Annotated in this window: 20 protein-coding genes and 1 pseudogene; 11 read left to right on the top strand and 10 right to left on the bottom strand. The window is 42.7% G+C overall.

The window, feature by feature from the left end:
- Window positions 1–814: 814 nt before the first annotated feature.
- On the top strand, window positions 815–1,984 hold the full coding sequence (gene rpoD / locus NSTC731_RS08645; protein ID WP_322669476.1) for an RNA polymerase sigma factor RpoD: 1,170 nt from the start codon (window positions 815–817) through the stop codon (window positions 1,982–1,984).
- Window positions 1,985–2,126: 142 nt separating this feature from the next.
- Here rpoD and NSTC731_RS08650 read toward each other — a convergent pair whose 3' ends face one another.
- From NSTC731_RS08650 to gyrA, 4 genes and pseudogenes are all read right to left on the bottom strand, one after another.
- The gene (locus tag NSTC731_RS08650) at window positions 2,127–2,312 is read right to left on the bottom strand and encodes a chlorophyll a/b-binding protein (protein WP_109009401.1); all 186 of its coding nucleotides are present in this window, start codon (window positions 2,310–2,312) and stop codon (window positions 2,127–2,129) included.
- A 327-nt stretch (window positions 2,313–2,639) separates the two neighbouring features.
- Window positions 2,640–3,539 (bottom strand): annotated as a pseudogene (locus NSTC731_RS08655) (IS982 family transposase).
- Between the two features lie 73 nt (window positions 3,540–3,612).
- Window positions 3,613–4,071, bottom strand: coding sequence for a GNAT family N-acetyltransferase (locus NSTC731_RS08660; protein ID WP_445630441.1), 459 nt, complete (start codon window positions 4,069–4,071; stop codon window positions 3,613–3,615).
- 9 nt (window positions 4,072–4,080) lie between these two features.
- The gene (gene gyrA / locus NSTC731_RS08665; RefSeq protein ID WP_445630442.1) at window positions 4,081–6,654 is read right to left on the bottom strand and encodes a DNA topoisomerase (ATP-hydrolyzing) subunit A; all 2,574 of its coding nucleotides are present in this window, start codon (window positions 6,652–6,654) and stop codon (window positions 4,081–4,083) included.
- Window positions 6,655–7,126: 472 nt separating this feature from the next.
- Here gyrA and NSTC731_RS08670 point away from each other — a divergent pair, with 472 nt between their 5' ends.
- Window positions 7,127–7,525, top strand: coding sequence for a response regulator (locus tag NSTC731_RS08670; RefSeq protein ID WP_069073372.1), 399 nt, complete (start codon window positions 7,127–7,129; stop codon window positions 7,523–7,525).
- A gap of 199 nt (window positions 7,526–7,724) precedes the next feature.
- Here the strand turns inward: NSTC731_RS08670 and NSTC731_RS08675 are convergent, their stop codons facing one another.
- A complete protein-coding gene (locus NSTC731_RS08675; RefSeq protein ID WP_445630443.1) occupies window positions 7,725–8,618 on the bottom strand; it encodes a tetratricopeptide repeat protein in 894 nt (297 codons plus the stop codon).
- 736 nt (window positions 8,619–9,354) lie between these two features.
- Between NSTC731_RS08675 and NSTC731_RS08680 the strand changes: the two genes are divergently transcribed.
- The 5 genes from NSTC731_RS08680 to NSTC731_RS08700 all read left to right on the top strand — a co-directional run bounded on the left by NSTC731_RS08680 (window position 9,355) and on the right by NSTC731_RS08700 (window position 15,114).
- Entirely contained in the window at window positions 9,355–9,846 is a 492-nt protein-coding gene (locus NSTC731_RS08680; RefSeq protein WP_445630444.1) for a hypothetical protein, read from the top strand.
- Window positions 9,847–9,946: 100 nt separating this feature from the next.
- Window positions 9,947–11,554, top strand: a complete 1,608-nt coding sequence (locus NSTC731_RS08685) for an efflux RND transporter periplasmic adaptor subunit (protein ID WP_445630445.1) — start codon at window positions 9,947–9,949, stop codon at window positions 11,552–11,554.
- A 22-nt stretch (window positions 11,555–11,576) separates the two neighbouring features.
- A complete protein-coding gene (locus NSTC731_RS08690) occupies window positions 11,577–12,857 on the top strand; it encodes an ABC transporter permease (RefSeq protein ID WP_445630446.1) in 1,281 nt (426 codons plus the stop codon).
- A gap of 58 nt (window positions 12,858–12,915) precedes the next feature.
- Window positions 12,916–13,587: an ABC transporter ATP-binding protein gene (locus NSTC731_RS08695; protein ID WP_445630447.1), complete on the top strand. Its 672-nt coding sequence runs from the start codon at window positions 12,916–12,918 to the stop codon at window positions 13,585–13,587.
- Between the two features lie 114 nt (window positions 13,588–13,701).
- Window positions 13,702–15,114 (top strand): TolC family protein, encoded by a 1,413-nt coding sequence (locus tag NSTC731_RS08700; RefSeq protein ID WP_445630448.1) that lies wholly within the window; start codon window positions 13,702–13,704, stop codon window positions 15,112–15,114.
- Between the two features lie 463 nt (window positions 15,115–15,577).
- Here NSTC731_RS08700 and NSTC731_RS08705 read toward each other — a convergent pair whose 3' ends face one another.
- Complete coding sequence (locus NSTC731_RS08705; RefSeq protein ID WP_445630449.1) at window positions 15,578–17,842, bottom strand: cation:proton antiporter domain-containing protein; 2,265 nt, start codon at window positions 17,840–17,842, stop codon at window positions 15,578–15,580.
- Between the two features lie 172 nt (window positions 17,843–18,014).
- Window positions 18,015–18,833 carry a class I SAM-dependent methyltransferase gene (locus NSTC731_RS08710; protein WP_445630450.1) on the bottom strand — a complete coding sequence of 273 codons (819 nt, stop codon included), beginning with the start codon at window positions 18,831–18,833 and terminating at the stop codon, window positions 18,015–18,017.
- A gap of 6 nt (window positions 18,834–18,839) precedes the next feature.
- Between NSTC731_RS08710 and NSTC731_RS08715 the strand changes: the two genes are divergently transcribed.
- Window positions 18,840–19,589: a class I SAM-dependent methyltransferase gene (locus NSTC731_RS08715; RefSeq protein WP_445630451.1), complete on the top strand. Its 750-nt coding sequence runs from the start codon at window positions 18,840–18,842 to the stop codon at window positions 19,587–19,589.
- A 97-nt stretch (window positions 19,590–19,686) separates the two neighbouring features.
- Window positions 19,687–20,376, top strand: coding sequence for a Uma2 family endonuclease (locus NSTC731_RS08720; RefSeq protein ID WP_445630452.1), 690 nt, complete (start codon window positions 19,687–19,689; stop codon window positions 20,374–20,376).
- A gap of 65 nt (window positions 20,377–20,441) precedes the next feature.
- Here the strand turns inward: NSTC731_RS08720 and NSTC731_RS08725 are convergent, their stop codons facing one another.
- Both NSTC731_RS08725 and NSTC731_RS08730 read right to left on the bottom strand, forming a co-directional pair.
- Window positions 20,442–20,738, bottom strand: a complete 297-nt coding sequence (locus NSTC731_RS08725; protein ID WP_445630453.1) for a hypothetical protein — start codon at window positions 20,736–20,738, stop codon at window positions 20,442–20,444.
- A 28-nt stretch (window positions 20,739–20,766) separates the two neighbouring features.
- The gene (locus tag NSTC731_RS08730) at window positions 20,767–21,234 is read right to left on the bottom strand and encodes a VOC family protein (protein WP_445630454.1); all 468 of its coding nucleotides are present in this window, start codon (window positions 21,232–21,234) and stop codon (window positions 20,767–20,769) included.
- 77 nt (window positions 21,235–21,311) lie between these two features.
- On the opposite strand from NSTC731_RS08730, the gene NSTC731_RS08735 reads away from it, so the two are divergent.
- Complete coding sequence (locus NSTC731_RS08735) at window positions 21,312–21,785, top strand: DUF4385 domain-containing protein (protein ID WP_445630455.1); 474 nt, start codon at window positions 21,312–21,314, stop codon at window positions 21,783–21,785.
- 123 nt (window positions 21,786–21,908) lie between these two features.
- On the top strand, window positions 21,909–22,064 hold the full coding sequence (locus tag NSTC731_RS08740; RefSeq protein ID WP_445630456.1) for a hypothetical protein: 156 nt from the start codon (window positions 21,909–21,911) through the stop codon (window positions 22,062–22,064).
- 479 nt (window positions 22,065–22,543) lie between these two features.
- On the opposite strand, the gene NSTC731_RS08745 is transcribed toward NSTC731_RS08740, so the two are convergent.
- The gene (locus NSTC731_RS08745) at window positions 22,544–23,563 is read right to left on the bottom strand and encodes an aldo/keto reductase (protein WP_445630457.1); all 1,020 of its coding nucleotides are present in this window, start codon (window positions 23,561–23,563) and stop codon (window positions 22,544–22,546) included.
- Window positions 23,564–23,637: the final 74 nt, after the last annotated feature.

Raw genomic sequence — 23,637 nt, forward strand, 5'->3', positions numbered from 1 at the left:
CAGTGCGCTAACGTGTGAATAAGACCGAATTAGTAAACCTAAATCGATCTTCGATCGGGTCGATTTTGCCACCGCCTCAACTCCTCAGTTAAGGTAGGTAGTACGTAAAAGGTTAACTGCTTTCAGGCAAGCACCACCACGGTTGTTGTATTTACCCAAGGACAATACCCGTTTTAGTCTAAGGGATGCTTAATTTATGAAGGAAATGTAAAAATGGGTAGTTAAGACGAATAGTCTGAGTTAACGTATATTGCACTCTTTCTCAGTAATTAATGTTGTGTAAAATACATGAAATTCGGCATAAGCAAGCGTACTTACTTCGTAATGTAATAAGAGCGTCACTGCAATTCCGAAAAGTGGAGAAAAAATTCCAGGGTATAAATCCCGTTTTCAATGTCTTTTTGGTAAAAGTAGCTAAAAGTTGCTTAATGAATTCATGATTAATACACAAAAAGAGTGCAAATTCTGTGAAACAGGCTACAATCGGAAGAGTCTTTATACAAAAATCTGCCAACAGTATGAACTCATTTGTATAGAGTGGTAAATTTTTTGATAAAGGCGAGTCTTTCTTTTGACCAGTTAGTTGAAAGCAATATGTGATAGCAACACATATAACATTTACTAAAGTGAGCAAGTCACCTTTAGTAGTTGCTTAAACTAAAGTAAAAACCCTCCTACCGGAGGTCTAAAACCTCTGAAAATATCTCTGGCAAATCTGCCAAAAAGTTTATTTTCGGTTGGCAATTGGCTCGTTTAAAAGAGCAGTAAACACATCTTGAGTAATTGATTCTGCAAGGAGCATGAGGAACGCGGCATGAACCAGGCTAACAACGTACTCGAAAGCATATATCAGCCTGACCTAGAAATAATGAATCAGCCTGAGCTCGAGTTAGAAGAACTCTTAATAGACGATGAAGAGGACTTGCTGATCGTAGATGAAGGTGACGAGGAATTTTTAGAGCCTCAGTCTGATGAGGACGACGCAAAGTCTGGAAAAGCCGCTAAATCGCGTCGTCGGACACAAAGCAAGAAAAAGCATTACACAGAAGATTCAATTCGGCTTTACTTGCAAGAAATTGGTAGAATTCGTCTGTTGCGGGCAGACGAAGAAATTGAATTGGCGCGGAAAATAGCCGATTTGCTGGAATTAGAGAGAGTACGCGAAAGACTCTCGGAGCAATTAGATCGCGATCCTCGAGATAGTGAATGGGCAGAAGCAGTACAACTGCCACTACCAGCCTTTCGTTATCGCCTCCATGTTGGTCGTCGGGCGAAAGACAAGATGGTGCAATCTAACCTCCGTCTTGTAGTTTCAATTGCTAAGAAATACATGAATCGTGGTTTGTCGTTCCAGGACTTAATTCAGGAAGGCAGTCTCGGTTTGATTCGTGCCGCTGAAAAGTTTGACCACGAAAAAGGTTATAAGTTTTCTACATACGCTACATGGTGGATTCGTCAAGCAATTACCCGCGCGATCGCAGATCAATCCCGCACAATTCGGCTTCCAGTTCACCTTTACGAAACCATTTCTCGGATTAAGAAAACTACCAAGTTACTATCTCAAGAAATGGGTCGCAAACCCACTGAGGAAGAAATCGCTACTCGCATGGAAATGACCATTGAGAAGTTGCGGTTTATTGCGAAATCTGCCCAGTTACCAATTTCATTAGAAACGCCAATTGGTAAAGAAGAAGATTCTCGATTGGGCGATTTTATTGAATCCGATGGTGAGACACCAGAAGACCAAGTTTCCAAAAATCTTCTGCGCGAAGACCTTGAAAAAGTCCTCGACAGTCTCAGCCCCCGCGAACGTGATGTCCTCAGACTGCGTTACGGCTTGGATGATGGTCGGATGAAAACTCTTGAGGAAATCGGTCAGATTTTCAACGTCACCCGCGAACGGATTCGTCAAATTGAGGCGAAGGCACTCCGCAAGTTACGCCATCCAAATCGTAACAGCGTTCTCAAGGAATATATTCGGTAGTCAACTAGTCATTAGTCATTGGTCATTAGTGAATAAACAAATGACAAATGACAACTAACAAATGACAAAAAAATAAAAGCCTGGTAGTGAATTAGCACTCCAGGTTTTTTTATTTATAGGTCATCTTAAATATTAAAACTTATTATAGGATGCCCCAAAAATGTAGAAAGCCTTGACCAGAAAAAAGCTCAACCAAAACGGCTGCTAAAAAGCCAATCATTGCCAAGCGACCGTTCCAAATTTCTGCTTGTGGGGTAAAGCCCCAACGCCAAGCGTTGCGATCTTCAATTACGGGAGTAGTGACTTTTGTTGTGGTTGCATTTGTCATGGTTAGAACTCCAAATTCAATTTTTAATGTTTATTGCCTTATGTAAACTAATATAACAAATATTTTCATAAAGACAACATTTTTTATACTTTTGTTTCCATAGCTTGACATAAATAGAAATAGCTATTTATACAGACTAAAACATCAGCCTTCAGTAAGAGTTTCTGAGGTAAAAGAAATGTGATTCAGACTTTTAGCTTTATAAATAATTTTATACTGTTGAGATTATTTATCAATTAATTTAATTGAATCGCTTGATCTTAAATATATTTTGCCTTTTAAAATAGAAAAATTATTGATAATTTAAGTGACTAACCTGAGTTCGGGTTAAAGATAAGGAGGTAAAAGCCACTCCAGTTGAAGGCTAGGTTTCTTAGGTTGATGACAATAAGCGATTAATCCGCAAAGAACGTTAACGCAAAAATTAACGGGGCTTCGGTGTCGAGAATGTTCAATCTGAGAAATATTTTTGAGTTGATCATTAATCGTTTCAATAATTGAGCGTTTACGGGACAAAAGTTTGTCATGAAGACGCATCAGCCTATTCTTCATATTGCGACGGGGTTTAGCGAAAAATTGGATTCCGAACTCTTCCAAAAGCTGAGAAGCAAGTTTTTCAGAAACATAGCCGCGATACCTTCGGTAAGCTTCGCTAACGCCAAATATTTTGCCAAAAAGCTTACACAGTAAATCTGGTACGGGTTTACGGTCATCAATATTACCAGGAGTAAGAGTCACATTTAAGAGTTGACCAAGCTCATTGACAACAATATGAAGCTTAAAACCAAAAAACCAATCCACGGAAGTCTTGCCACGAGCGGCTAAACCTTTAAATACCTTATGCCGAGAAATCCGACGATTATGACATACCTTCAAGCAGGTTGAATCGATAAAGCCGATACCCGTACATTGTCCGAAACAATGCTTCAGATAGACGCATAAAGGTATTAAAGTTGATGGTATCCATTCAATAAATCGTTGATAAGAAGGAAGACCTGGAAACGCAGAACTCCACTGCTGTTTCACCTGATTCAAATAAAAATGTTTGAAATTCCGGTAGTGATTTTGATGAAAAGCGATGATAATTGTCATTATTTCACTTAAACACAAGCTTTTCGCTCTTACACGTTTTATTCATCCATGATTTAACAGTTTTCTGTGCCATTGAGCTTCAAACGCTTTACAGAAATCATCTACATGACAGAACAAAGCATCTAAACTAAACATAGGACAGGTTGCTGGATTTGTTGTTATTTTCAGCTTACTACCTGTCCTTTTCCTTATCCCGAACTCAGGTTGACTACCAGACAATTTCCATTTCTTTTGCAGTCGAGACAAAACCAAGCTTCTCGTAGATATGTTTACCATCCTCAGTGGCGTGAAGCCAGAGGCGTTTTGCCTCAGTTGCTCTCACAAAGTTAATAACTTCTTTTAATAATGCTGTTGCAATTCCCTGTCCTCGCCACATCGGAATTGTATAAACGTTCAGAATGTAGCCTTCTAAGCCTGAGAAATTGCCGTTGTAAGGGGGTCGTTGAAAAAATACCAAGCCGCTAGTGGCAACAATTTGGTTATTCACTTCAGCTACCCAAGCTAAAAACTCACCCGTCGGTATTTTTTCGCCAAGATATTTTCGAGTTGCTTCTGCTAGATTTGTGGTGTCATCACCTTTAATATCGCCAGCTTCCCGCAGGAGTTCGAGACGCAGTTGGATTAGTGCCTCTAAATCCTGCAAGTTGGCTTGTCGCAAGTTGAACATCACCCTAATTTACGATCGCACTTCCGCCACGGTGATGATTTTTTCATCGCGGTTGAGTTGGAGGATGCTTTCACCTTTGACATCCCTACCTAAGAGCGGCACTGTTTCCACAGGTATCCGCACGACCCGCTCCTTATTCGTTACTAAAGCTATTTCGCCAGATGCGTTGGCGTAGCCCGCCGTACCACTTCGTGGAAGCAAGCTACGCGTAGCGTCTCCAAGAGTTGGCATCGCTATGACCATACCAGCTAAGTTGTCAGTTTTGCTAGCAAATTTCAGCGCTTGCGTGCCTAAATCACCGCGATTAGCCGCTCTTAACTGACTCGCAGCCATCCGCTTGGCATATCCTTCTTGAGTAACTAGCAGCAGTTGGTCATCTTTACCGACAGTGACACAGCCAACCATTTGCTGATTTCTCAATAGTCGAAATGCTTGTAAACCCATTGCTGTGCGTCCCATGATCGGCAATTGTTCATCATTAACTGCAAAGCGCAACATTCGCCCACCGGAACTAGCTAAAATCAGATGATCCCCTGGTTTGGCGAACTGGGTAAATGACAATTCATCATCGTCTTTGAGCTTCAAAATCGTGATGCCGCGCCGAGTCAGGTTAGTGAATTCTCCCAGAGACAGACGCTTAATTCTTCCCTGTTTCGTTAAGAGAATCATCTGTCTAGTTTCGAGATTTTCCGGCAGCAAAAAGCGGCTGACAACAGCTTCTTGAGTGCCTTGAGCAGTACTACTGAGCATAGTGATCAAAGGTTTTCCTCGTGGAGAACGCCCAGTAGTTAGGGGAATTTCTCCCACATTCACCGGATACACTTTGCCGCCACCAGTTAGTATTAGCAAGTCTTTCCCTGTGTCAGTCAACACAGTTTGGATAATGAAGTCATTATCGTGCAGACCATTTTCAGCTTTTGACTTTCTCGCAGATGGTTGGGTGCGGCGGACATAACCCCGTTGGGTAAATTCTAAAATCGCTTCCTCTACTGGTTCTGAAGATTTAAGTTCTTCCTCCTCTACCCCTTTGCTTCTGTGCCCCTCTGCCCCTCTGCCTTTCTGCTCCTCTACCTTATACTTTTGCTCCTCTGCAATTTTCGTTCGCCGGGGATCGCTGTACTTGCGCTTAAGCGATCGCAAATCTTTTTTCAGCGCCTTCAATAATTCGCGGCGATCGCTCAGTAATAGCTCCAATAAGCTAATTTGTTCGCTGATCTGCTCAAATTCCTGCTGCAAATTTTGCTGTTCTAAACTAGTGAGGCGACGCAACGGCATAGCGAGAATTGCATCTCCTTGTACCTCACTCAAATCCAGTCGGCTACAAAGGTTAATTTTTGCCGTACTCCCATCGGGAGCTTGGCGCAAGATTTGAATTACCTCATCCAAATTAGACAGCGCTTTCAGCAAACCTTCTACCAAATGCACGCGATTTTGGGCCTTACCCAACTCGTAATTGTAACGACGGTTCAGTGTCTCTTCTCGGAATCTCAAAAACTCCTGCAACAGTTGACGCAAACTTAACTGGCGGGGTTGTCCATCTACGATTGCCAGCAGAATCGCCCCAAAAGTCATTTGTAAAGCAGTTTGCTGATATAAATGCTGGAGAACTTCTTGGGGATTGGTATCGCGTTTGAGTTCAATTACCACCCGCATCCCTTCGCGATCGCTCTCATCCCGAAGATCGGAAATTCCTTGCAAGCGTCCTTGATTGACTAAGTCCGCTACCTTCTCAATCCAGGCAGCCTTATTCACTTGATAAGGCAATTCTGTAATGATAATTGCCGTCCGGCGCTTGCTTCCCCTAGCGGCGGGAATTTCCTCTACAGTTGCGACTCCCCGCAGCAGAATTCCACCTTTACCTGTGGTATATGCTTCCCGAATTCCCGTTTCACCAACTATTTCCCCACCAGTGGGAAAATCTGGCCCTGGAATTAGCTCAAATAATTTTTCATCTGGCAAATCTGGGTTGTCGATTAAAGCAATTAACCCATCAACAACTTCCCCCAAATTGTGGGGTGGTACATTTGTCGCCATTCCCACAGCAATACCAGAACAGCCATTAAGTAACAGAAACGGCAACTGAGCAGGTAACACTGTTGGTTCTTGCTGGGAATTATCAAAGTTACCGACAAATTCCACAGTTTCTTCACCAATTTCTGTCAGCATTCCCTCATGGCTGATCGGTGCGAGGCGCGTTTCTGTGTAGCGCATTGCTGCTGGCGGGTCATTATCGACGCTGCCAAAGTTACCATGTCCTGCCAGCAAGGGATAGCGGCTAGAAAAATCCTGCACCAGTCTGACTAAGGCATCGTAAACTGATTGGTCGCCGTGGGGATGGTATTTACCCAACACATCACCCACTACACGAGCACATTTTCGATAAGGTCTATCTGGTACCAAACCGAGTTCGTGCATTGCATACAAAATGCGCCGATGCACTGGTTTTAAGCCATCACGCACGTCTGGTAGCGCTCGCCCGACAATCACGCTCATGGCATATTCTAGATAAGACCGTTGCATCTCGGTATGCAGGGCTGTTGGAATTACCTGTCCCGTTGAGAGAAGGTTTAACTGTTTTGCCATGAGTTTTTTCCCTGAAATTTAACTACACAAAAGCCGATGGAACTCAACACTGCGGCAACCACAGCATAACGGATGAAATGAGATTCATAACAAAATTTTGATAGTCACAGAAGAAAAAGCAGTAGTATCATCCTTGATGACGAAGATGCACATTGACTATTAAAAAGGATGCACACGAGTATAATCTACATAAACTTAGTAGCCATGATACTTACCGAAGAAAAATTTATAATTCGGGAGACGGAATTCAAAATGGATTTTGTGGGACTGGATAGAAAATTCAGGTTTAGAGCAAGCGATTTTAAACGCGCGTAAAGAAAAAATTCTTTCCATGACTCTTACCCCTGACTTGAGTGTTGGGGTATTCTGTATTTTGAATTCTGTCTTCTGACTTCTTTTCATCATGATTGCAAATCTTTAATTTTGTATTCTGGAATTCTTGAATCTCTTCACCTCTATAACTAAAATTCTCATGAAAACTGTTTTAATTGTCGAAGACGATCTAATTAATGCTCGTGTTTTTTCCAAAATTTTGTCCAAGCGTGGTGGCTTGGGCGTAAAACACACTGAAAATGTGGAAGAAGTCATCAAAATTGCCCAATCAGGAGAAGCCGACCTGATTTTGATGGATGTTTCTCTCTCCAGAAGTGTTTACCAAGGCAAGTCTGTTGATGGAATTAAGATTACACAAATGTTAAAATCCGATCCAAAAACAGCAAACTTACCTGTGATTCTGGTAACAGCACATGCTATGGAAGGCGATCGCGAGAACTTTCTCAAGCAAAGCGGTGCTGATGGCTACATTTCTAAGCCAGTTGTTGACCATCAACAGTTCGTTGACCAAATCATCGCACTTCTACCCACAGACTAACACTGAGAATTAACGACTTATTTTCAGGAATACTTGCTTGCCAATGTTTTTGGGCAACTAATTCCTGTATTTATCTAGTATAGATGTACTACGAAAAGGTACTGTTAGGCAAGTGGTAATAGGAGAGTTAAGAGTTATCAGTGAGGAGTGAGGAGTTGAAATATTTAACTTTTAACTCCTAACTCCTAACTTCTAACTCCTATTGAGTCGGCTGTTTTCTAGGCGTAGGCGCTGATGATGAGTTTTCTCGTTGCTGTATGGCTGCTTGAATACGTGGTAATTCTAGGAATTTTTTCGTATCAGACAGTAGACGATCGCCCCAGAGATTTTCTTTGAGGAAATTCAAATTAGCATAGCGCGAATCGATACGGAGTGCAGCTTCTCCCAAGGTTAGTCCTTGTTGGCGATCGCCTTTAGTATACAGTGCCACGGCTAAGGCCAATAAAGGTTCTGCGGCTTGTTTTTCAAGGGTTACAGCAGATTGCCATCGCTTAATCGCTTCGGGGATATTACCCTGTTCGTAGTTGATTAAGCCAATATTGTTGAGCGCGGGCCAGAATTTTTTATCTTGGGAGACGGCTTTATCGTACTGGGCGATCGCATCTGGCAATTTACCCAGCAAATAGTAAGCATTACCCAAATCAAATAAACCCTCTGGATCGTTGGGTTTTAACTTCAAACCATCTTGATAATTGACAACAGCAGCCTGGTAATTTTTCTGCTGAAAATTCGCTGAACCCAAAGCAAACAAAATATCACCATTTTTGGGGTTGAGAGATTGCGCTTTTTTCAGACTAGCGATCGCCCCATCAAATTCTTTGGATTGCAACTGCAATCCACCTAAGAGCAACCACACTTTATCATTCCCAGGAGCGAGTTGACTAGCCAGCCGCGCTCGTGGCAAAGCTAAATCAACCTGTTGAAACTGAGCTAGTTGAGCCGCCTCTTGTGCCAAGCTCAATCCCTGTTTTTCTAACTTTGTCGCATCTAGTTGCAGTGTATGGGGTATTAATGCCTGCGCGTTAGCGGCTTTTGGCATACTCCATAAACTACATACCATTAGAAAAGAAATCAAACGAACATGTTTAGGCACATTACCGCCTTTAAGCCACTAATCAAAGAATCTTTCAGCTAGCTTAAACGATCTGCGCTGTTGACGGTAGCAAAATCTTACAAAGAAAGGCAGAAAGCAGGGGGCAGGGGGAGCAGCTTTCTGGGGCAGGTTTTTTTGATTAGACAAATTTTTGGGATTTTAAAACCAAAACCATTGTCTGAGAACTTAAAACTACGTTCAATAATTGAGAACATTCTCAACTATTTATCGAAAGCCTAAAAGCCTGCCCTTGAAAGAGGGGGAGCAGAGGAGCAGGGGGAGCAGGGGAGCATACTTCGACTCCTTTCGGCTTCTCTACGAGACGCTACGCGAACGCTCAAGGCAAGTCGCTCAGTAACCAGGGGAGCAGGGAGTTAGGGGACAAGGAGATAAACAAAACTCCTAACTCTTGTACAGACGCGATTAATCGCGTCTCTACTTTTAACTCCTAACTCAGCACGGGCTAAACGCCCCGCTTCCGCTAACAGCACTCAGCACTCAGCACTCCTAATGCCCCATACTCAATAATTGATGACTTTGGTCATACATCAGTCTGGAATTACTAATGACTTTGGTCATACATCAATTTTGATGTTTTGAATGATAATTATTATGTATGAATTTATACGATGAGGTAAATATTAAACACTTTGATATCAAAAAAAGCAACTGTCTAAGATTGCTTAATCCATAGATCGACAGAATAGAACTTTAATGTAAATAAGGAGTCAATTCTATGTTGAAACCAAACCGGATATCGATTGTATTAGCTGCTGCTGCCCTGATCGTTGTTCCTACTCTCTTGACTGCGCCTGCAAGTGCCCAGACGAAAGTCTACGTTGGTGGCGATCGCGATCGAGATTGGAACCGCGACGGCAGATCCAATTCTAGGGAAGTCAGAAACTCTAGAGACAGAGAGAATTGGAACCGCGATCGCAGATCCTATCCTGTAGAAGTCAGAAACCCTAGAGATCGGGATAATTGGAATCGTGACAACCAATTTAATAGCAGAGTAGTCAGACTTGGTAATGGTGATATCAGATATCCCAATGGGCAAATTATTCCTGCTAGATCCGTAGTCAGACTGCGCGATCGAGGTTACTTCAGACTTCCTAACGGGGATATTCTGCTTCCCAATCAGGAAATTGTTCCTGCTGGGAGATTAGTAAGAGTGCATGATGATTACTTCAGACTTCCTAGTGGATTGGTACTGCAAATAAACCTTTAAAACCCTAAAAACTCAAAATCATTGTCAGTATTAGGCTACCAGGCTATAGTTTTAGCCGTGAATAAATAGCTCGGTAGCCGTTCCTTATAGACAAAATGATATGAAAATTGATACACCAAATACCGTAGATTCATCAGTTTTAGTTCCAGAGATAAAGAAAAAAAAGGTCAGACGTAATTGGCTCTCTTGGCTAATTGCTCTTTGCCTTTTGGGTGGAATTGGCTATGCCGTTTATTACCAAGTAACGGTTGCTCCTCGTCAAGAAGCCAGACGCAGAGTGCTGACAAGACCTGTAGAAAGGCAGAGTTTAACAATTACAGTTTCAGCGAACGGAACGGTGAAGCCTGAGCGGTCAATCAATCTCAGCCCGAAAAATTCTGGCATCTTGAAAAGCCTATTGGTAAAAGAAGGAGATATCGTCAAACAAGGACAGATTGTCGCTTACATGGATGATTCCAACCTTCGGGGACAACTTACCTCTGCACAAGGACAATTGGCACAAGCCGAGGCGAATTTGCAAAAAGCGATCGCAGGTAATCGTCCTCAAGATATTGCCCAATCACAGGGAGCATTAGACGAAGCCGAGGCGAATTTGCAAAAAGCGATCGCAGGTAATCGTTCTCAAGATATTGCCCAAGCACAAGCACGCTTGCAAAGCGCTCAAGCTGCCCTTCGCCAAGCCGAAGATGATTTTGCTCGCAATCAGCAACTTTACAATGCAGGCGGTATTTCCCTTCAGACTCTCAACCAAAACCGCTCCAATCGCGACAGCGCTCAAGCCAGTGTAAATGAAGCACAGCAAGCACTGGCTCTGCAAAAAGCCGGGTCGCGTCCAGAAGACATTGAGCAAGCACGAGCTGTGGTGAAGCAGAGACAGCAAGCTTTAGCACTCCTGAAAGCCGGAACGCGCCAAGAAGATATTAATGCCGCTCGTGCCCAGGTAACATCGGCTCGTGGTTCGCTGCAAAACATCCAAGCCGAAATCAATGACACGATTATTCGCGCACCCTTTGATGGTGTGGTGACAAAGAAATATGCCGATCCCGGTGCTTTCGTAACACCCACAACTGCCAGTAGTGAAGTAGCTTCTTCTTCTTCTTCTTCAATCTTGTCTCTAGCTTCCACAAATGAAGTTGTCGCCAATTTAGCGGAAACAAATATTTCCAAAATCAGCCTTGGTCAAAAAGTCTCGATTAAAGCAGATGCCTACCCAGGAAAAACCTTTGAAGGTAAAGTCAGCCAAATTGCTGCCCAAGCAATAGTAGAGCAAAACGTCACCAGTTTTGAAGTGAGAGTATCACTTTTAGACCCTCAAAGACTATTGCGGTCTGGGATGAATGCAGAAGTAGATTTTCAAGTCGGTCAAGTTCAAAATGTTTTAGTAGTGCCAACAGCCTCGGTGGTACGTCAAGAAAATGCTACAGGCGTGTTTGTGCAAGGAAAAAATAACAGACCTGTGTTCACTCGCATTGAGACTGGCGTCACTGCGAATAACTTTACCGAAGTTAAGTCTGGATTGACAGGAGACGAAAGAGTATTGCTCAGTTTCCCACCAGGATCGCGTCCGCAATCAACACCAAGAGGAGGAGTTTTCCCAGGTCTAGGTGGAGGTGGAGCCGGTGGTGGCGGCGGAAGAGGAGCAGGCGGCGGAAGTCGTTCAGGCGGCGGTTCTGGGGGTGGTCGTTCTCAAAGCGGTGGTTCCCCTTAAAGTTAGTTTTAAATAAAACATTATGTTTAAGATATTTAAGGGCTTTTATAAAGCGAAGAATACCCGCACAGTACCATTGCTGGAAATATTGACAATGGCGGCAGAGACTCTGTGGAGTAACAAATTACGCACAGGTCTAACTATGTTGGGCGTGATTATTGGGATTTCTTCAGTTATTGCCATTACTTCTGTCGGTCAGGGAGTGCAAAAAGGGGTTGAGCAACAGATCCAAGCATTGGGTACAGATGTCATCCAAATTTTAGCTGGTGCGGCAAGAAGCGGAAATGTCCGTCAAGGAGTAGGTTCTAGCAGTACCTTAACCTGGGAAGATGCGAAGGCGATCGCTACACAAGCACCATCAGCACAGCTGGTTTCTGCTTATCTCCAACGCACTGCTCAAGTTGTCTATGCAGGACAAAACACCTCAACAACCATTTATGGCACTGATTTGAACTACCCAGAAGTCAGAAATACTCATCCCCAACAAGGGAGATATTTTACCCAAGAAGAACTAGATACTGCTGCACAGCTTGCCATTCTTGGCCCGACAGTTCAAAAAACACTCTTTGCACAAGGTGTAAATCCGATCGGTGAGAGAATTCGGATTCAGGGAGAGGCTTATGAAGTAATTGGGGTGATGGAACCTAAAGGCGCTCAGGGGCCGATGGATCGAGATGACCAGATTTTTATTCCTCTAACTAGTATGTCCAAGAGACTAGTTGGGAATAATGCCCTAGTAGGCGTTTCTGTAAGTGGAATTTTAGTTAAAGGCGCGAATCAGGAACAGTTAGAAGCCGCTCAGTTTCAAGTCACCAATCTTTTACGGCTGCGTCATAACATTTATCCGCCACAAGCTGATGATTTTCGGCTGACCAATCAAGCTGATATTGTTAGTACCTTCACTAGTATTGTGGGTTTATTTACAGTCATGGTGGTAGCGATCGCTGGAATTTCTCTAGTGGTTGGTGGTATTGGTATTGCTAACATTATGCTAGTTTCTGTAGTCGAGCGAACGCGAGAAATCGGAATTCGCAAAGCTGTAGGAGCAACCAATTCGGCAATACTTAATCAATTTTTAGCGGAAGCGATCGTGATTTCCATTGTCGGCGGAGGTATTGGGATGGCGACTGGCGTTTTATTAGCCTTTGTAGCTGCAAACAGTTTCAAATTTCCCTTTGTAATTTCTTTATTGTCGATCGTTGCTGGCTTTGCACTCTCGTTAACTGTTGGCTTAATCGCTGGGGTAATTCCAGCACGTAACGCCGCAAAATTAGATCCAATTACTGCTTTAAGAAGCGACTAAATAATTCGTAATTCGTAATTCCTAACTCCTAACTCCTAACTCCTAACTCCTAACTCTTATGCCAACAATGATTTGGATGGAATCCATTACTAAAACTTACCACTTGGGAGAAGTTAGCGTTCCCATACTCAAGGGAATTCAACTCTCTATTGAGGAAGGGGAATATGTCTCAATTATGGGTGCATCAGGTTCGGGTAAATCGACGCTGATGAATATTTTGGGATGTCTGGATCGTCCCACAACTGGAAATTATATTTTTGAAGGCAGAAACCTAACGACTTTTGATGATGATGAATTAGCCTATATCCGCAACCAAAGGATAGGTTTTGTGTTTCAACAATTTAACCTATTGGCGCGGGCGACAGCGTTAGAAAACGTGATGTTGCCAATGGTTTACGCTAACTTGCCCAAGCCAAAACGCCGAGAAAGGGCATTAGAAGCCTTAGAAAGGGTAGGATTAGGGGGACGTATAGCTAACCGTCCTAGTCAACTCTCTGGCGGACAACAACAACGAGTAGCGATCGCTCGTGCTTTGGTCAACCGACCTGCATTAGTTTTGGCAGATGAGCCAACAGGAGCTTTAGATACTGAAACTTCCCATGAGGTGATGAATTTACTGACTGAACTTAATGACCAAGGGATCACAATTGTGATTGTCACTCATGAACCTGATATCGCTGCTCAAACCAGAAAGATTATTCGAGTTCAGGATGGTTTGATTGTCGGCTAATTTGTTAAGATTAACCTTCTGAGGAGGAATTTAAGATTTAAATCTCTTAGGTCAATCAGGATGAAAACTTTTAATTATATCCTCAAAAAACCTAATTAATGACTATTCTAGATTATGAATTTCAGCTTATTCTTCGTGCATTCTGCTTGGGTTGCTGTGGCGTTGGCGATTCTTCTTCCAAATGCAGTAAGTGCAGCAACTGAGCTAAAAGCACAGAATTCTTCAAGCTCTGTACAAGTTCCCGATCGCCTCAACCCCAATCCCAACCCTCTGCAATTTCCAACTAAACCGGAGGAAGTAAGGATTCAGGGAACTGTGCCAATCAGTTTGGCACAAGCTTTGGAACTCGCAAAACGCAATAATCGAGACTTACAGGTAGCTATATTACAGCTAGAACGCAGTCGTTCAGCGCTACGCGAGTCTCAAGCTGCTTTGTTTCCTACTCTTGGTATTAACAGTAGTGTGACTAATAATGGTAATGGTTTTAAGAGCAATTCGTCTCAAGCCAGCACTTCTTTTAATGGTTCAGCACAACTGAATTATAATCTCTATACTTCTGGGAACACACAAGCGGCTATCCGAGCCGCCGAAGAACAGCTACGGGTAGATGAATTAAATGTTGAAAGTCAGTCTTTGACAATTAGCTTGAATGCGACCACTCAATACTACGATTTGCAACAAGCAGATCAACTAGTCAGAATTAATCAGTCTGCTGTGATCAATGCCCAGGCAAGTTTGCGGGATACTCTAGCTAGAGAACAGGCTGGAGTGGGTACGCGGTTCGATGTGCTGCAAGCTCAGGTGAATTTAGCAAACGCCCAACAACAACTGACTAATGCGATCTCACAGCAGCAAATTGCCCGTCGTCAGCTTGCTACGTTGTTAAGTTTGTCGCAGTCAGTTGATATCACTGCCTCAGATCCCGTACAATTAGCGGGTCTTTGGTCGCAGACGGTAGAGCAAAGTATTGTCCAAGCGTTTCAAAATCGTCCAGAGTTGCAACAGTTTTTGGCACAACGTAATATTTCTGAGCAACAGCGACGACAGGCACTTTCACAGCTAGGACCGCAAGTTAGTTTGGTAGGCAACTACAATCTGCTAGATCGGTATAATGATGGCGCGAGCATTACTGATGGCTATTCAGTAGGACTTCAAGGCAATCTAACTTTATTTGAAGGAGGAGCAGCAAGAGCAAGAGCGGCTCAGTCGAGAGCTAATATTGCGATCGCAGAGACTCAATTTGCTAGTCAGCGCGACCTAATTCGCTTTGATGTAGAACAGTACTATGCTCAATTGCAATCCAATTTAAATAATGTGCAGACTTCTAGTGTGGCTTTAAATCAAGCTAGGGAAGCTCTGAATTTAGCAAGGTTGAGGTTTCAAGCTGGTGTGGGTACTCAAACAGAGGTAATTGATGCTGAAAATGACCTGACAAGAGCAGAAGGTAATCGAGTTACAGCTATTTTGGATTACAATCGCGCTTTAGCTAATTTACAAAGATCGGTAACATCCAGAGCTTCGCGCTAAGACCAAATCATTAGATATCTGGTGAAATTAAATATGCGTTATCTAGAACCTTTGTAGAGACATGGCATAGCTACGTCTCTACATTCTTTTTTGCAATGTTTATGAAATAAATAGTCCTCTTGCAAAAGTAACTTTTGCACTCTTGGGGGAAAGGGACTCATGTTAAAGAGGAAAGGTTTAGGGAGCCTTTTCCCCTTACCCCTTACCCCTTACCCTTTCCCCGACTTCTGCAAGAAGTCTAATGTATAGCTGTAGTCAGATATGTTATACCAATTCAATTAATGATTGGAACATATTCTTGGGTAAAGACGCGATGAATCGCGTCTCTACAAATGGTCTATTTGTCGCATTCTTTTTTCCAATTGGTATTAGGACAGTGTTGATTGCTCAAAGCTTTAAACCAACTGGGTTTATACTCAGGACGAGCTAAACGCCGAGCTACCGCTAACAGCACTCAGCACTCTTAAGGTACAGTAATTACCGCTACTGGACAATGGGCTTTACTCAGAATTGCATCGACTCTATGACCGAAGAAAACGCGACCCGTAACCATGCGGATACTACTCCCTAAAATAATTAAGTCAACTTCCTCGGTTTGGGCAAACTTGAGGATTTCCTTTTCTGGACTGCTTCCTTGAAGAATATAAGTTTTGACATCAGCACCCAGATTGCGGCCCATTTCTGCTTGCTGTTCGAGCATATCGTGAGCAATTTCCTTGACTGGAGCTAGCGATCGCTGTTCGTAAAGAATATACTCAACCTGTGGCAAATTAATTACGTTAACGATCGTCACTAATGCCCCGGTTTGAGCCGCGATCGTACTTGCGATCTCTACAGCATTTTTACTATATTCTGTCCCCACCGTTGGCACCAAAATCTTTTTAAGCTGTTGTTGAGGAATTTTGCATATCTCGCCTTTCGGTTGGGGTAGATGCGACTTTACCACCATCGTTGCACAAGGTGCTTCTTGGACAACCCGATCGACAAGCAAATTGAACAATGCTTTCTGGGGGCGGATCTGTTCTGAAGCTCCCAATACAATCAAGTCATAGTTTTTGTTTGCTTCATTCAAAATTACCTCCGCTTTATTACGCCCCGACTCCGTTTTTGTTTGTAGGGTGGTATCAGCAGGTAGCTGCATTTCCTCAGTCACAGCAGCTAGAGCAAGGTCTGCGGCAGTATCTTTTACCTGGGTTGCCTCCATCCGGCGTGCTTTGCTTTGAGGTTGCTTATCACTCAGAGCATATAGAGATGTAACTTCTATCGAGTTTTGGTGAGCCATGTAACCGACTAGTTGTGCCGCCAGTTGGATGTTGGGGCCACCACTAGTAGGTATTAAGATACGGTGAATCTGCTTGATAAAGCTGCGGCTATCCTGTTCTTCTCGTTGCAAACGTCGAGCTTCCTCTTCACCCATAACCACCTTTGACAAACACCAGCGCAGCAGGGGTGGAGCCATTAGAGAAGTAACGATCGCCACCATGACAATAATCGAGTACATCTGGGGATTCAGCACTCCCAAAGATAAACCAATGGTGGCAACAACAATTTCCATTGCCCCGCGAGCATTCATCCCGGAACCCATTGCCAAACCTTCCCAATGACTCAAGCCGCCCGCACGAGAACCAAGGTAAGCACCTGTAAATTTGCCAACACAGGCAACAACGAGAACAATCAAACCAAATAGCAACGTCTGTGGGACTAACAGAGCGAGCAAATTAACTTTCAAGCCAGCTGAAGCAAAGAAAATTGGTGCTAGAAAGCTTGCTGTGAAGACTTCTAACATGTGTCCAGCTTCATTGCTAAAGCGGCGGGATTGACCTGCTAGAATCCCCAGTACGAAAGCACCTAATGCTGCTTCTAGACCTAATGCGTGGGTAAGTGCTGCTGCCGAGAGCGAAAGAATCAGCACAACCGACATACTCGCGGCAATTCCACCAACATAGTCATCAACCCACCGCAATATCTGGTCTATGATGGTACGCCCAATTGTAAAGGCGATCGCTAAAAATAATATGGCCGCACTCACAGAATGGAATATTGTCCCAAAGTCAAATTTGCCGCTACTAGCTAAACCTGAAACCACAGAAAGTAAAATCCAGCCGATGGTGTCGTCAGTCATCCCAGCAGCTAAGGTGACTTGACCAATGTCACGGCGAATCAGGTTTAAGTCCATCAGCACCTTCGCAATCACTGGTACTGCTGAAATACTCATTGCTGTGGCGATAAATAGACTAAATACCAATCGCTTTTCTGGGTCGGCTAAAAAACTATCTGGCAATAGCCACCCTAATCCAAATCCGGTGATAAACGGGACAATAATTCCGCCCAGTGAAATCAACAGAGCTGTTTTACCTTTACGAAGAATCAGCTTTAGATCCGTCTCCAACCCAGTCACAATCAGCAAAAATAACACACCCAACCAAGAAATCACCGAAAGTAAATTAGACTGTTCTTGGCTTTTGGGAAAGATGTCTGCCTGTAAGCCGGGAAGGAGCAAACCAAATAGAGAAGGGCCCAGCAGCACACCCGCCAGTAATTCTCCAACAACAGGCGGGAGGTTAATCCGGCGCATCAACTCACCTAATCCCCGCGCTACGAGAAGCAATAGTGACAGTTGCACCAGCACCAACAGCAGCTCGTGATGACCGAGAGGTTTAATTAAACCATCACCTGCTGCTTTCTGTGCAGCGAGTACAGGCACTAACATTAGGGACAGGTTTTGCATATAAGCGTCCACAGGTTGGATTACAAATTTTTAAAGAGGCTGTTCAAGTAAATCCTGAAAATGTTTACTTACACACCGGTCTAGAAGCTTAAACTGTGATTGTTATTATTAACCGCAAGATTATCATGTGCGATCGCCCTTAGCTGTCAGTTCAGCAGCAAAGCTCATCAACTTATTTTCGAGCGCGAACAAAGAACTTTGTAGTGTCTATCCAAAGACCTCGATCGGTTGCTAGTTTCTCAATTTCTGTAGTGTATTCAACTTCCAACTGATTTAATTTTTCTGGTGATAATTTTGACAATAACGGATTACCTTTAAAATTTATATTAATTGCTGTCCAAGATAATTTGTTATCCCTAAGAGGGCGGTAACGTCCTGAGGGTTCAATCTTAATTTCAATATCTCTAAAACCTGCCTGATTGAGCAAACTTCGACATTTTTCTGGAGTCCCCAGTGGTTCAAGAATATGTGGTAATGATTCGCCCAAAACTCTAGCGCAGATCCTCTGCTGAAGAGATGCCATATAAGCAGTTTCCGGAGGACAGGTAAATGCCACATACCCTCCTGTTTTCAAGAAGCTATACCACTTTTGCAAAATAGTAAGGATATCAGGAAAAAGTACAATTGCTTCACAGCAAAAGACAGCATCAAAACTGCGATCGCTAAAGTTTAAATATTCTGCATCCGCCTCAATCAACTCGATATTTTGTAATTTTGCTGCTGCAATTTTAAGTCTTGCTTGATGCAACATTCCAGGGGTCATGTCAATCCCAATCACGTAGCCCTCTGAACCAACTTTTTGGGCTGCGGGTATCGCAACTAAACCCGTTCCAGTCGCGACATCAAGGATTTTCTGTTCCGAATGTAGTGGAACAAATTCAAGTAAAATTTTGGCTTCTAAAGGATGGCGAGTACCTTCCTCATAGTCATAAGTCGTTCTACTACCATAAAATTCTTTTAATTGCTGCTTATAGCTATCCCGATCGGTCATAACCAAATGTCAAATTTTCTCCACTTTATAGTAACCCTTATTGCGATCTTGAGTTGCTCGTTGCTGAACCCAACCCTGACAGCACAAGCTGCGTCTTCATCTACCACTGTTTACGAACAGCGTTTTATCCATAGTCCAGATGGTATCGGCAAATACTACATGGGGCGCGAAATTGCCCAAGTTATGGGATACACTGGCGCTGGCTGGCTAGAACGTCCCAGCCGAGAGCGAGAAGAACAGCCAAGTAAGGTAGTCAGCCTCCTCAATCTCAAACCTAATGATGTGGTGGCGGATATTGGCGCTGGTACAGGTTACTTAAGCTTTCGCATCGCGCCGTTATTAACAACAGGTAAGGTGTTGGCTGTAGATGTGCAACCAGAAATGTTGGAAATTATTGAGTTATTCAAAAAAGAGAAAAATATCACCAATATTGAGCCTGTTTTAGCCACTTTTACTGACCCTAATTTACCATCTGAAAGCATCGATTTAGCCTTGATGGTGGATGCTTATCATGAACTTGAGTATCCCCAAGAAGTGATGCAAGGAATTGTGAAAGCACTTAAACCAGGTGGGAGGGTAGTGCTGGTTGAGTATCGCGGTGAAAATCCTTTTATTATGATTAAACGTCTGCACAAAATGACTCAAAAGCAAGTCCGTAAAGAAATGCAAGCTGTTGGTTTGGTTTGGCGGGAAACTAAAAACTTGTTACCTCAACAGCATTTAATGGTGTTTGAGAAACCCAACACTAATTCGTAATTCGTAATACTCGCCAAAGGCGAGAAGCAAGCTACGTAATTCGTAATTAAGGTTTCAAGCCATAATAAAGTAAAACTCCTTGCCAGAGCAGAAAATCATGGTCAATCTATCATTCAAGCAGCGAATTCCTCATTTAGAAAATGGCGATCGCCTCACTCGCTACGAATTTGAACGACGCTATCAAGCAATGCCCCGTCATCAAAAGGCAGAATTAATTGAAGGAGTTGTATACTTGGCTTCCCCATTACGTTTTGAAAGTCATGCTGAACCACATGGCCATACAATCACTTGGTTGGGAGTTTATGAAGCATCAACCCCTGGTGTGAGATTGGGAATTGAGCCAACAGTCCGCTTAGATCGAGACAATGAACCACAACCAGATGGCGTGCTATTAATTACACCAACATCTCAAGGACAATCTCGTTTCAGCGATGATGATTACATCGAAGGTGCGCCAGAACTCGTAATAGAGATAGCAGCTAGTAGTGTTGCTATTGATTTACATGACAAGAAAAAAGTCTATGGTAGAAATGGGGTAAAAGAATACATCGTTTGGCAAATATTTGAAAATAAATTAGATTGGTTTGGTCTGCAACAAGGAGAATATGTGTCTTTAGAAGTGAACACAGATGGAATTATCAAAAGTCAAGTATTTCCTGGTTTGTGGTTGTCAATATCTAATTTACTTGCTGGCAATATGCAGCAAGTATTGGCTGTATTGCAGTTGGGATTAAATTCAGTAGAACATCAAATATTTGTGCAGCAGTTGTCTGATGAAGGAAGATAGTTCGTCAAAATACATCCATCTGAATAGTTAAAGAATCAGGGAAACATTTGATGACTGTTTTGACATCAGTCTATTTTTTGAGGAATGAGACTGGCGCTTTTGGTTGCACTATCCCAAACAATCCAGTTAAGAGAATTATCTAAATCATCGGGGCTATTTGAAACTTTGAAATATAGCTTTTCTTCACGTTTTCTTTCAATGGCAAAGTCGGCATTTTGAGCATAAGCGACTATAAAACCTTTGTCTCGCAAACAATACATCGCCCAGGCTTTCAATGATTGCTTGTATGGTTCGTGTGGAATTGGTGGTTTTACGATCGCATCTTCAATTACTTTAAATATTTCCGTGAGTTTCGCGGTCATAGTAGATACTTTTGTTATTACCCTTAAGTTAACTAGCTTCTGGATCGCAACGAATTTCAATCATAAAGCCATCTGGATCGTAAAAATACACTCCTCTACCAGTAGGGCGGGTGACAGGGCCATGTGCGATCGCTATTTTATTTTCCCCGATTACTGTCACCGCGCGATCGAATAACTGCGGATCGATGTCAAAGGCGAGATGGTATGCTCTGGTGAATGTCTTCTCTGGATTGGGATCTGGTGGTGATAATTCTGGTTCACCAAATAAATCGAGAATCGTACCATCTGGGGTGATGAAGTTGGCTACTTTCCCAGATGCAACAAGTTCCACCAGGGTTGCGGGTACTTCGTCGCCTGTGAGTTCCTGCAAACCCAGGATTGTGCCATAAAAGTGGCGGGAAGCTTGCATATCCTGGACGTTGAGGGCAATGTGATGCACTTTACGCAGATTTCCTGGCGCAAGGACACTGTTCGCGGTTTGGGTGCTAGATAGCATAGTAGAACAAAATCTCAATACTTTGATAGAAGCTGAACTTTTTACTTAAAGTTTAGTATTCATAATAAAAATCTATCATGGCATTTGATTATTCTTTAGACTTTAAAAATATTGATTTTCGCCAACATCCTGAACTCTATCGTGTTGGCAAGGGTGAGCAGGGTGTACTTTTGGTTGAACCATACAAATCTGAAATTCTTCCCTACTGGCGGTTTAAAACTCCTGATATTGCTAGAGAGTCGAGTGAAAAAATTTATGAGATGTTTCTTGATTATCTAGAACAAGATGATTTTGTTGGTGCGGATATGGCACGAAAGTTTATCCAAATGGGTTATACTCGCTCCCGCCGTTATGCTAATCATAAAAGCGGCAGAAAATATAAACAGAATTCGGATACTTCAGGTGATAAAAAAGAAATTCTTCCTTATGAAGTAGACGCAGTGAAAGCGGAATCAGCAGCTATATTTAAAGCTAAGTGGGTAGAAGCAAAGACAAATGAGAAATATCAAGAGCTTTTAGTCAAGCATAAACAGATGTATGAGAGTATCTGACCTTTGTAAATAAATATACTGGGCGATTAGAAATCGCGGCTACACAAACTAAGTCCGCCTGCGCGGACTCAGAAAATTGAAACCCACGGAGGTGGGTTTTGTCTGTATAGCCGCGAATGATTTTTGCCAAGGCGAGTATCAAAGGTGGATGAACGGAGTTCCGAGGTGGATGAACGAGTATTAAAGGTGGATGAACGGAGTTCTGAGGTGGATGAACGAGTATCAAAGGTGGATGAACGGAGTTCTGAGGTGGATGAACGAGTCTTTGATACTCGTTAATCTGGTATTGTCATCAATTAAGGGACTGACAAATAAAAAAATATACAACTTTTCTTGTGGGGTGGACATCTTGTCCGCCCCTGTCAACGGGCGCTCGTATCGCCCACCCCACAAGAGTGGATAATTTATTTCTTGGAAGTCCCTAATTTAAGATTAACGCGATCGCATTTCCCCACTCAGCAATCCAACAATAATCATAGTTGTCTAAACGATCGCATCTGGCAGTGTAATATTGAAGGATTGCATAAGCTGGTTACATTGTGAGCGATTAATTTAAGATTAACGCGATCGCAATTTCCCACTCAGCGATCCAATACTAATCATAGTTGCCTAAGAAGATGTTTGAAAAGTGTCGTATAGCATATTAAATTTTGACATTCCCCCCCAACTCCCCTTATAAAGCAAAAGATTATATGTTTCCAGGTAAACAGGAAACGGAACTAGGATTATTAAATTTTTTGTTGAACTGTTCAAAAGTTTTATCGCCGATATTCGTCGCCGCAATCGCCGATTAGCTGATACAAATCGCGTGATTGACGAGATACTGCATTAATGCGATCGCGATCGTCTTCATCTAAATTAAAACTAAATACTTTGGCGTTATCTTCTATATGTTCAGATACACCAAGTCTGGCACCAACTATCACACCGCCTACTGTTGGCCGATCTAAAATGTAACGCACTGCGATGTTAGAAATGCTTACCCTATGCTTATTAGCAATTTCCTTTAAGATAGCCAGCAACTCTTGAAATAATTGCCAACCACCCCAAGCATCGATCGTATTTTTATATTTTTTCAAACTAGCAGTGGACAAATCAAATCCTCGCGGTTCTGGTTTCCCCAAATAGTTTTCTGATAACAAACCGCCGCACAGTGTACCGTAAGTAAATAGCTTTATATCATGCTGTTGACAAAACTGCACCATCTTAACTTCAGGACGGCGGTCAACTAGGGAAAATTGCACTTGGTTAGAAACAATTTTGATACCCGCTTCAGTAATAATCTTTAAGTTTTCTGTGTCAAAATTAGTTAAACCTAAATGCTTAATTTTACCCTCAGCCTGAAGCTCTGCCATGTATTTGAGGGCATCCAGGTAATTTTTATCCTGATATTCCCACCAATGAAATTGCATCAAATCTAACGATTGCACATTCATCCTTCTTAGGGAGATATCAATATTTTCCTCGACGAGTTTCTTGGTCATTTTCCCAGGACGAGGAACCCATTTTGTAAAAGCTTGTACCTGAGATAAAGCGTCTTTCCCACGAGTATCAATTAGTTGGCAACGAAACTCACCAATAAAGTCTTCCGCAGGGCCATAATGATCTGCTAAATCCCAAGTAGTAAAGCCTGCATCTACATATTTGAACATAGTCTCAATAGCGGCTTGGGGATTTATCTGTCCGTGTGCGCCGGAGACTTGCCACATCCCATTTAATATCCGGCAGATATTCAAATCGGGAGTAAATTGGAGACGACTAGCTGTGGGTAAGTTCATTTTCAAGTTTAGGAGGAGTGATAAGTGAGGAGTTAGGAGTTAGGAGTGAGAGGAATGAAGAATTAGTGAGTTTG

Source organism: Nostoc sp. DSM 114167 (genome assembly GCF_052692655.1).

Excerpts from the sequence above, each read along its gene's own strand:
- NSTC731_RS08705 (WP_445630449.1), bottom strand. The coding sequence starts at position 17,842 with ATGCAAAACCTGTCCCTAATGTTAGTGCCTGTACTCGCTGCACAGAAA.
- NSTC731_RS08660 (WP_445630441.1), bottom strand. The coding sequence starts at position 4,071 with ATGTTCAACTTGCGACAAGCCAACTTGCAGGATTTAGAGGCACTAATC.
- NSTC731_RS08650 (WP_109009401.1), bottom strand. The coding sequence starts at position 2,312 with ATGACAAATGCAACCACAACAAAAGTCACTACTCCCGTAATTGAAGAT.
- NSTC731_RS08690 (WP_445630446.1), top strand. The coding sequence starts at position 11,577 with ATGTTTAAGATATTTAAGGGCTTTTATAAAGCGAAGAATACCCGCACA.
- NSTC731_RS08735 (WP_445630455.1), top strand. The coding sequence starts at position 21,312 with ATGGCATTTGATTATTCTTTAGACTTTAAAAATATTGATTTTCGCCAA.
- NSTC731_RS08695 (WP_445630447.1), top strand. The coding sequence starts at position 12,916 with ATGCCAACAATGATTTGGATGGAATCCATTACTAAAACTTACCACTTG.
- rpoD (WP_322669476.1), top strand. The coding sequence starts at position 815 with ATGAACCAGGCTAACAACGTACTCGAAAGCATATATCAGCCTGACCTA.
- NSTC731_RS08685 (WP_445630445.1), top strand. The coding sequence starts at position 9,947 with ATGAAAATTGATACACCAAATACCGTAGATTCATCAGTTTTAGTTCCA.
- NSTC731_RS08680 (WP_445630444.1), top strand. The coding sequence starts at position 9,355 with ATGTTGAAACCAAACCGGATATCGATTGTATTAGCTGCTGCTGCCCTG.
- NSTC731_RS08720 (WP_445630452.1), top strand. The coding sequence starts at position 19,687 with ATGGTCAATCTATCATTCAAGCAGCGAATTCCTCATTTAGAAAATGGC.
- NSTC731_RS08710 (WP_445630450.1), bottom strand. The coding sequence starts at position 18,833 with ATGACCGATCGGGATAGCTATAAGCAGCAATTAAAAGAATTTTATGGT.
- NSTC731_RS08700 (WP_445630448.1), top strand. The coding sequence starts at position 13,702 with ATGAATTTCAGCTTATTCTTCGTGCATTCTGCTTGGGTTGCTGTGGCG.
- NSTC731_RS08745 (WP_445630457.1), bottom strand. The coding sequence starts at position 23,563 with ATGAACTTACCCACAGCTAGTCGTCTCCAATTTACTCCCGATTTGAAT.
- NSTC731_RS08725 (WP_445630453.1), bottom strand. The coding sequence starts at position 20,738 with ATGACCGCGAAACTCACGGAAATATTTAAAGTAATTGAAGATGCGATC.
- gyrA (WP_445630442.1), bottom strand. The coding sequence starts at position 6,654 with ATGGCAAAACAGTTAAACCTTCTCTCAACGGGACAGGTAATTCCAACA.
- NSTC731_RS08715 (WP_445630451.1), top strand. The coding sequence starts at position 18,840 with ATGTCAAATTTTCTCCACTTTATAGTAACCCTTATTGCGATCTTGAGT.
- NSTC731_RS08730 (WP_445630454.1), bottom strand. The coding sequence starts at position 21,234 with ATGCTATCTAGCACCCAAACCGCGAACAGTGTCCTTGCGCCAGGAAAT.
- NSTC731_RS08670 (WP_069073372.1), top strand. The coding sequence starts at position 7,127 with ATGAAAACTGTTTTAATTGTCGAAGACGATCTAATTAATGCTCGTGTT.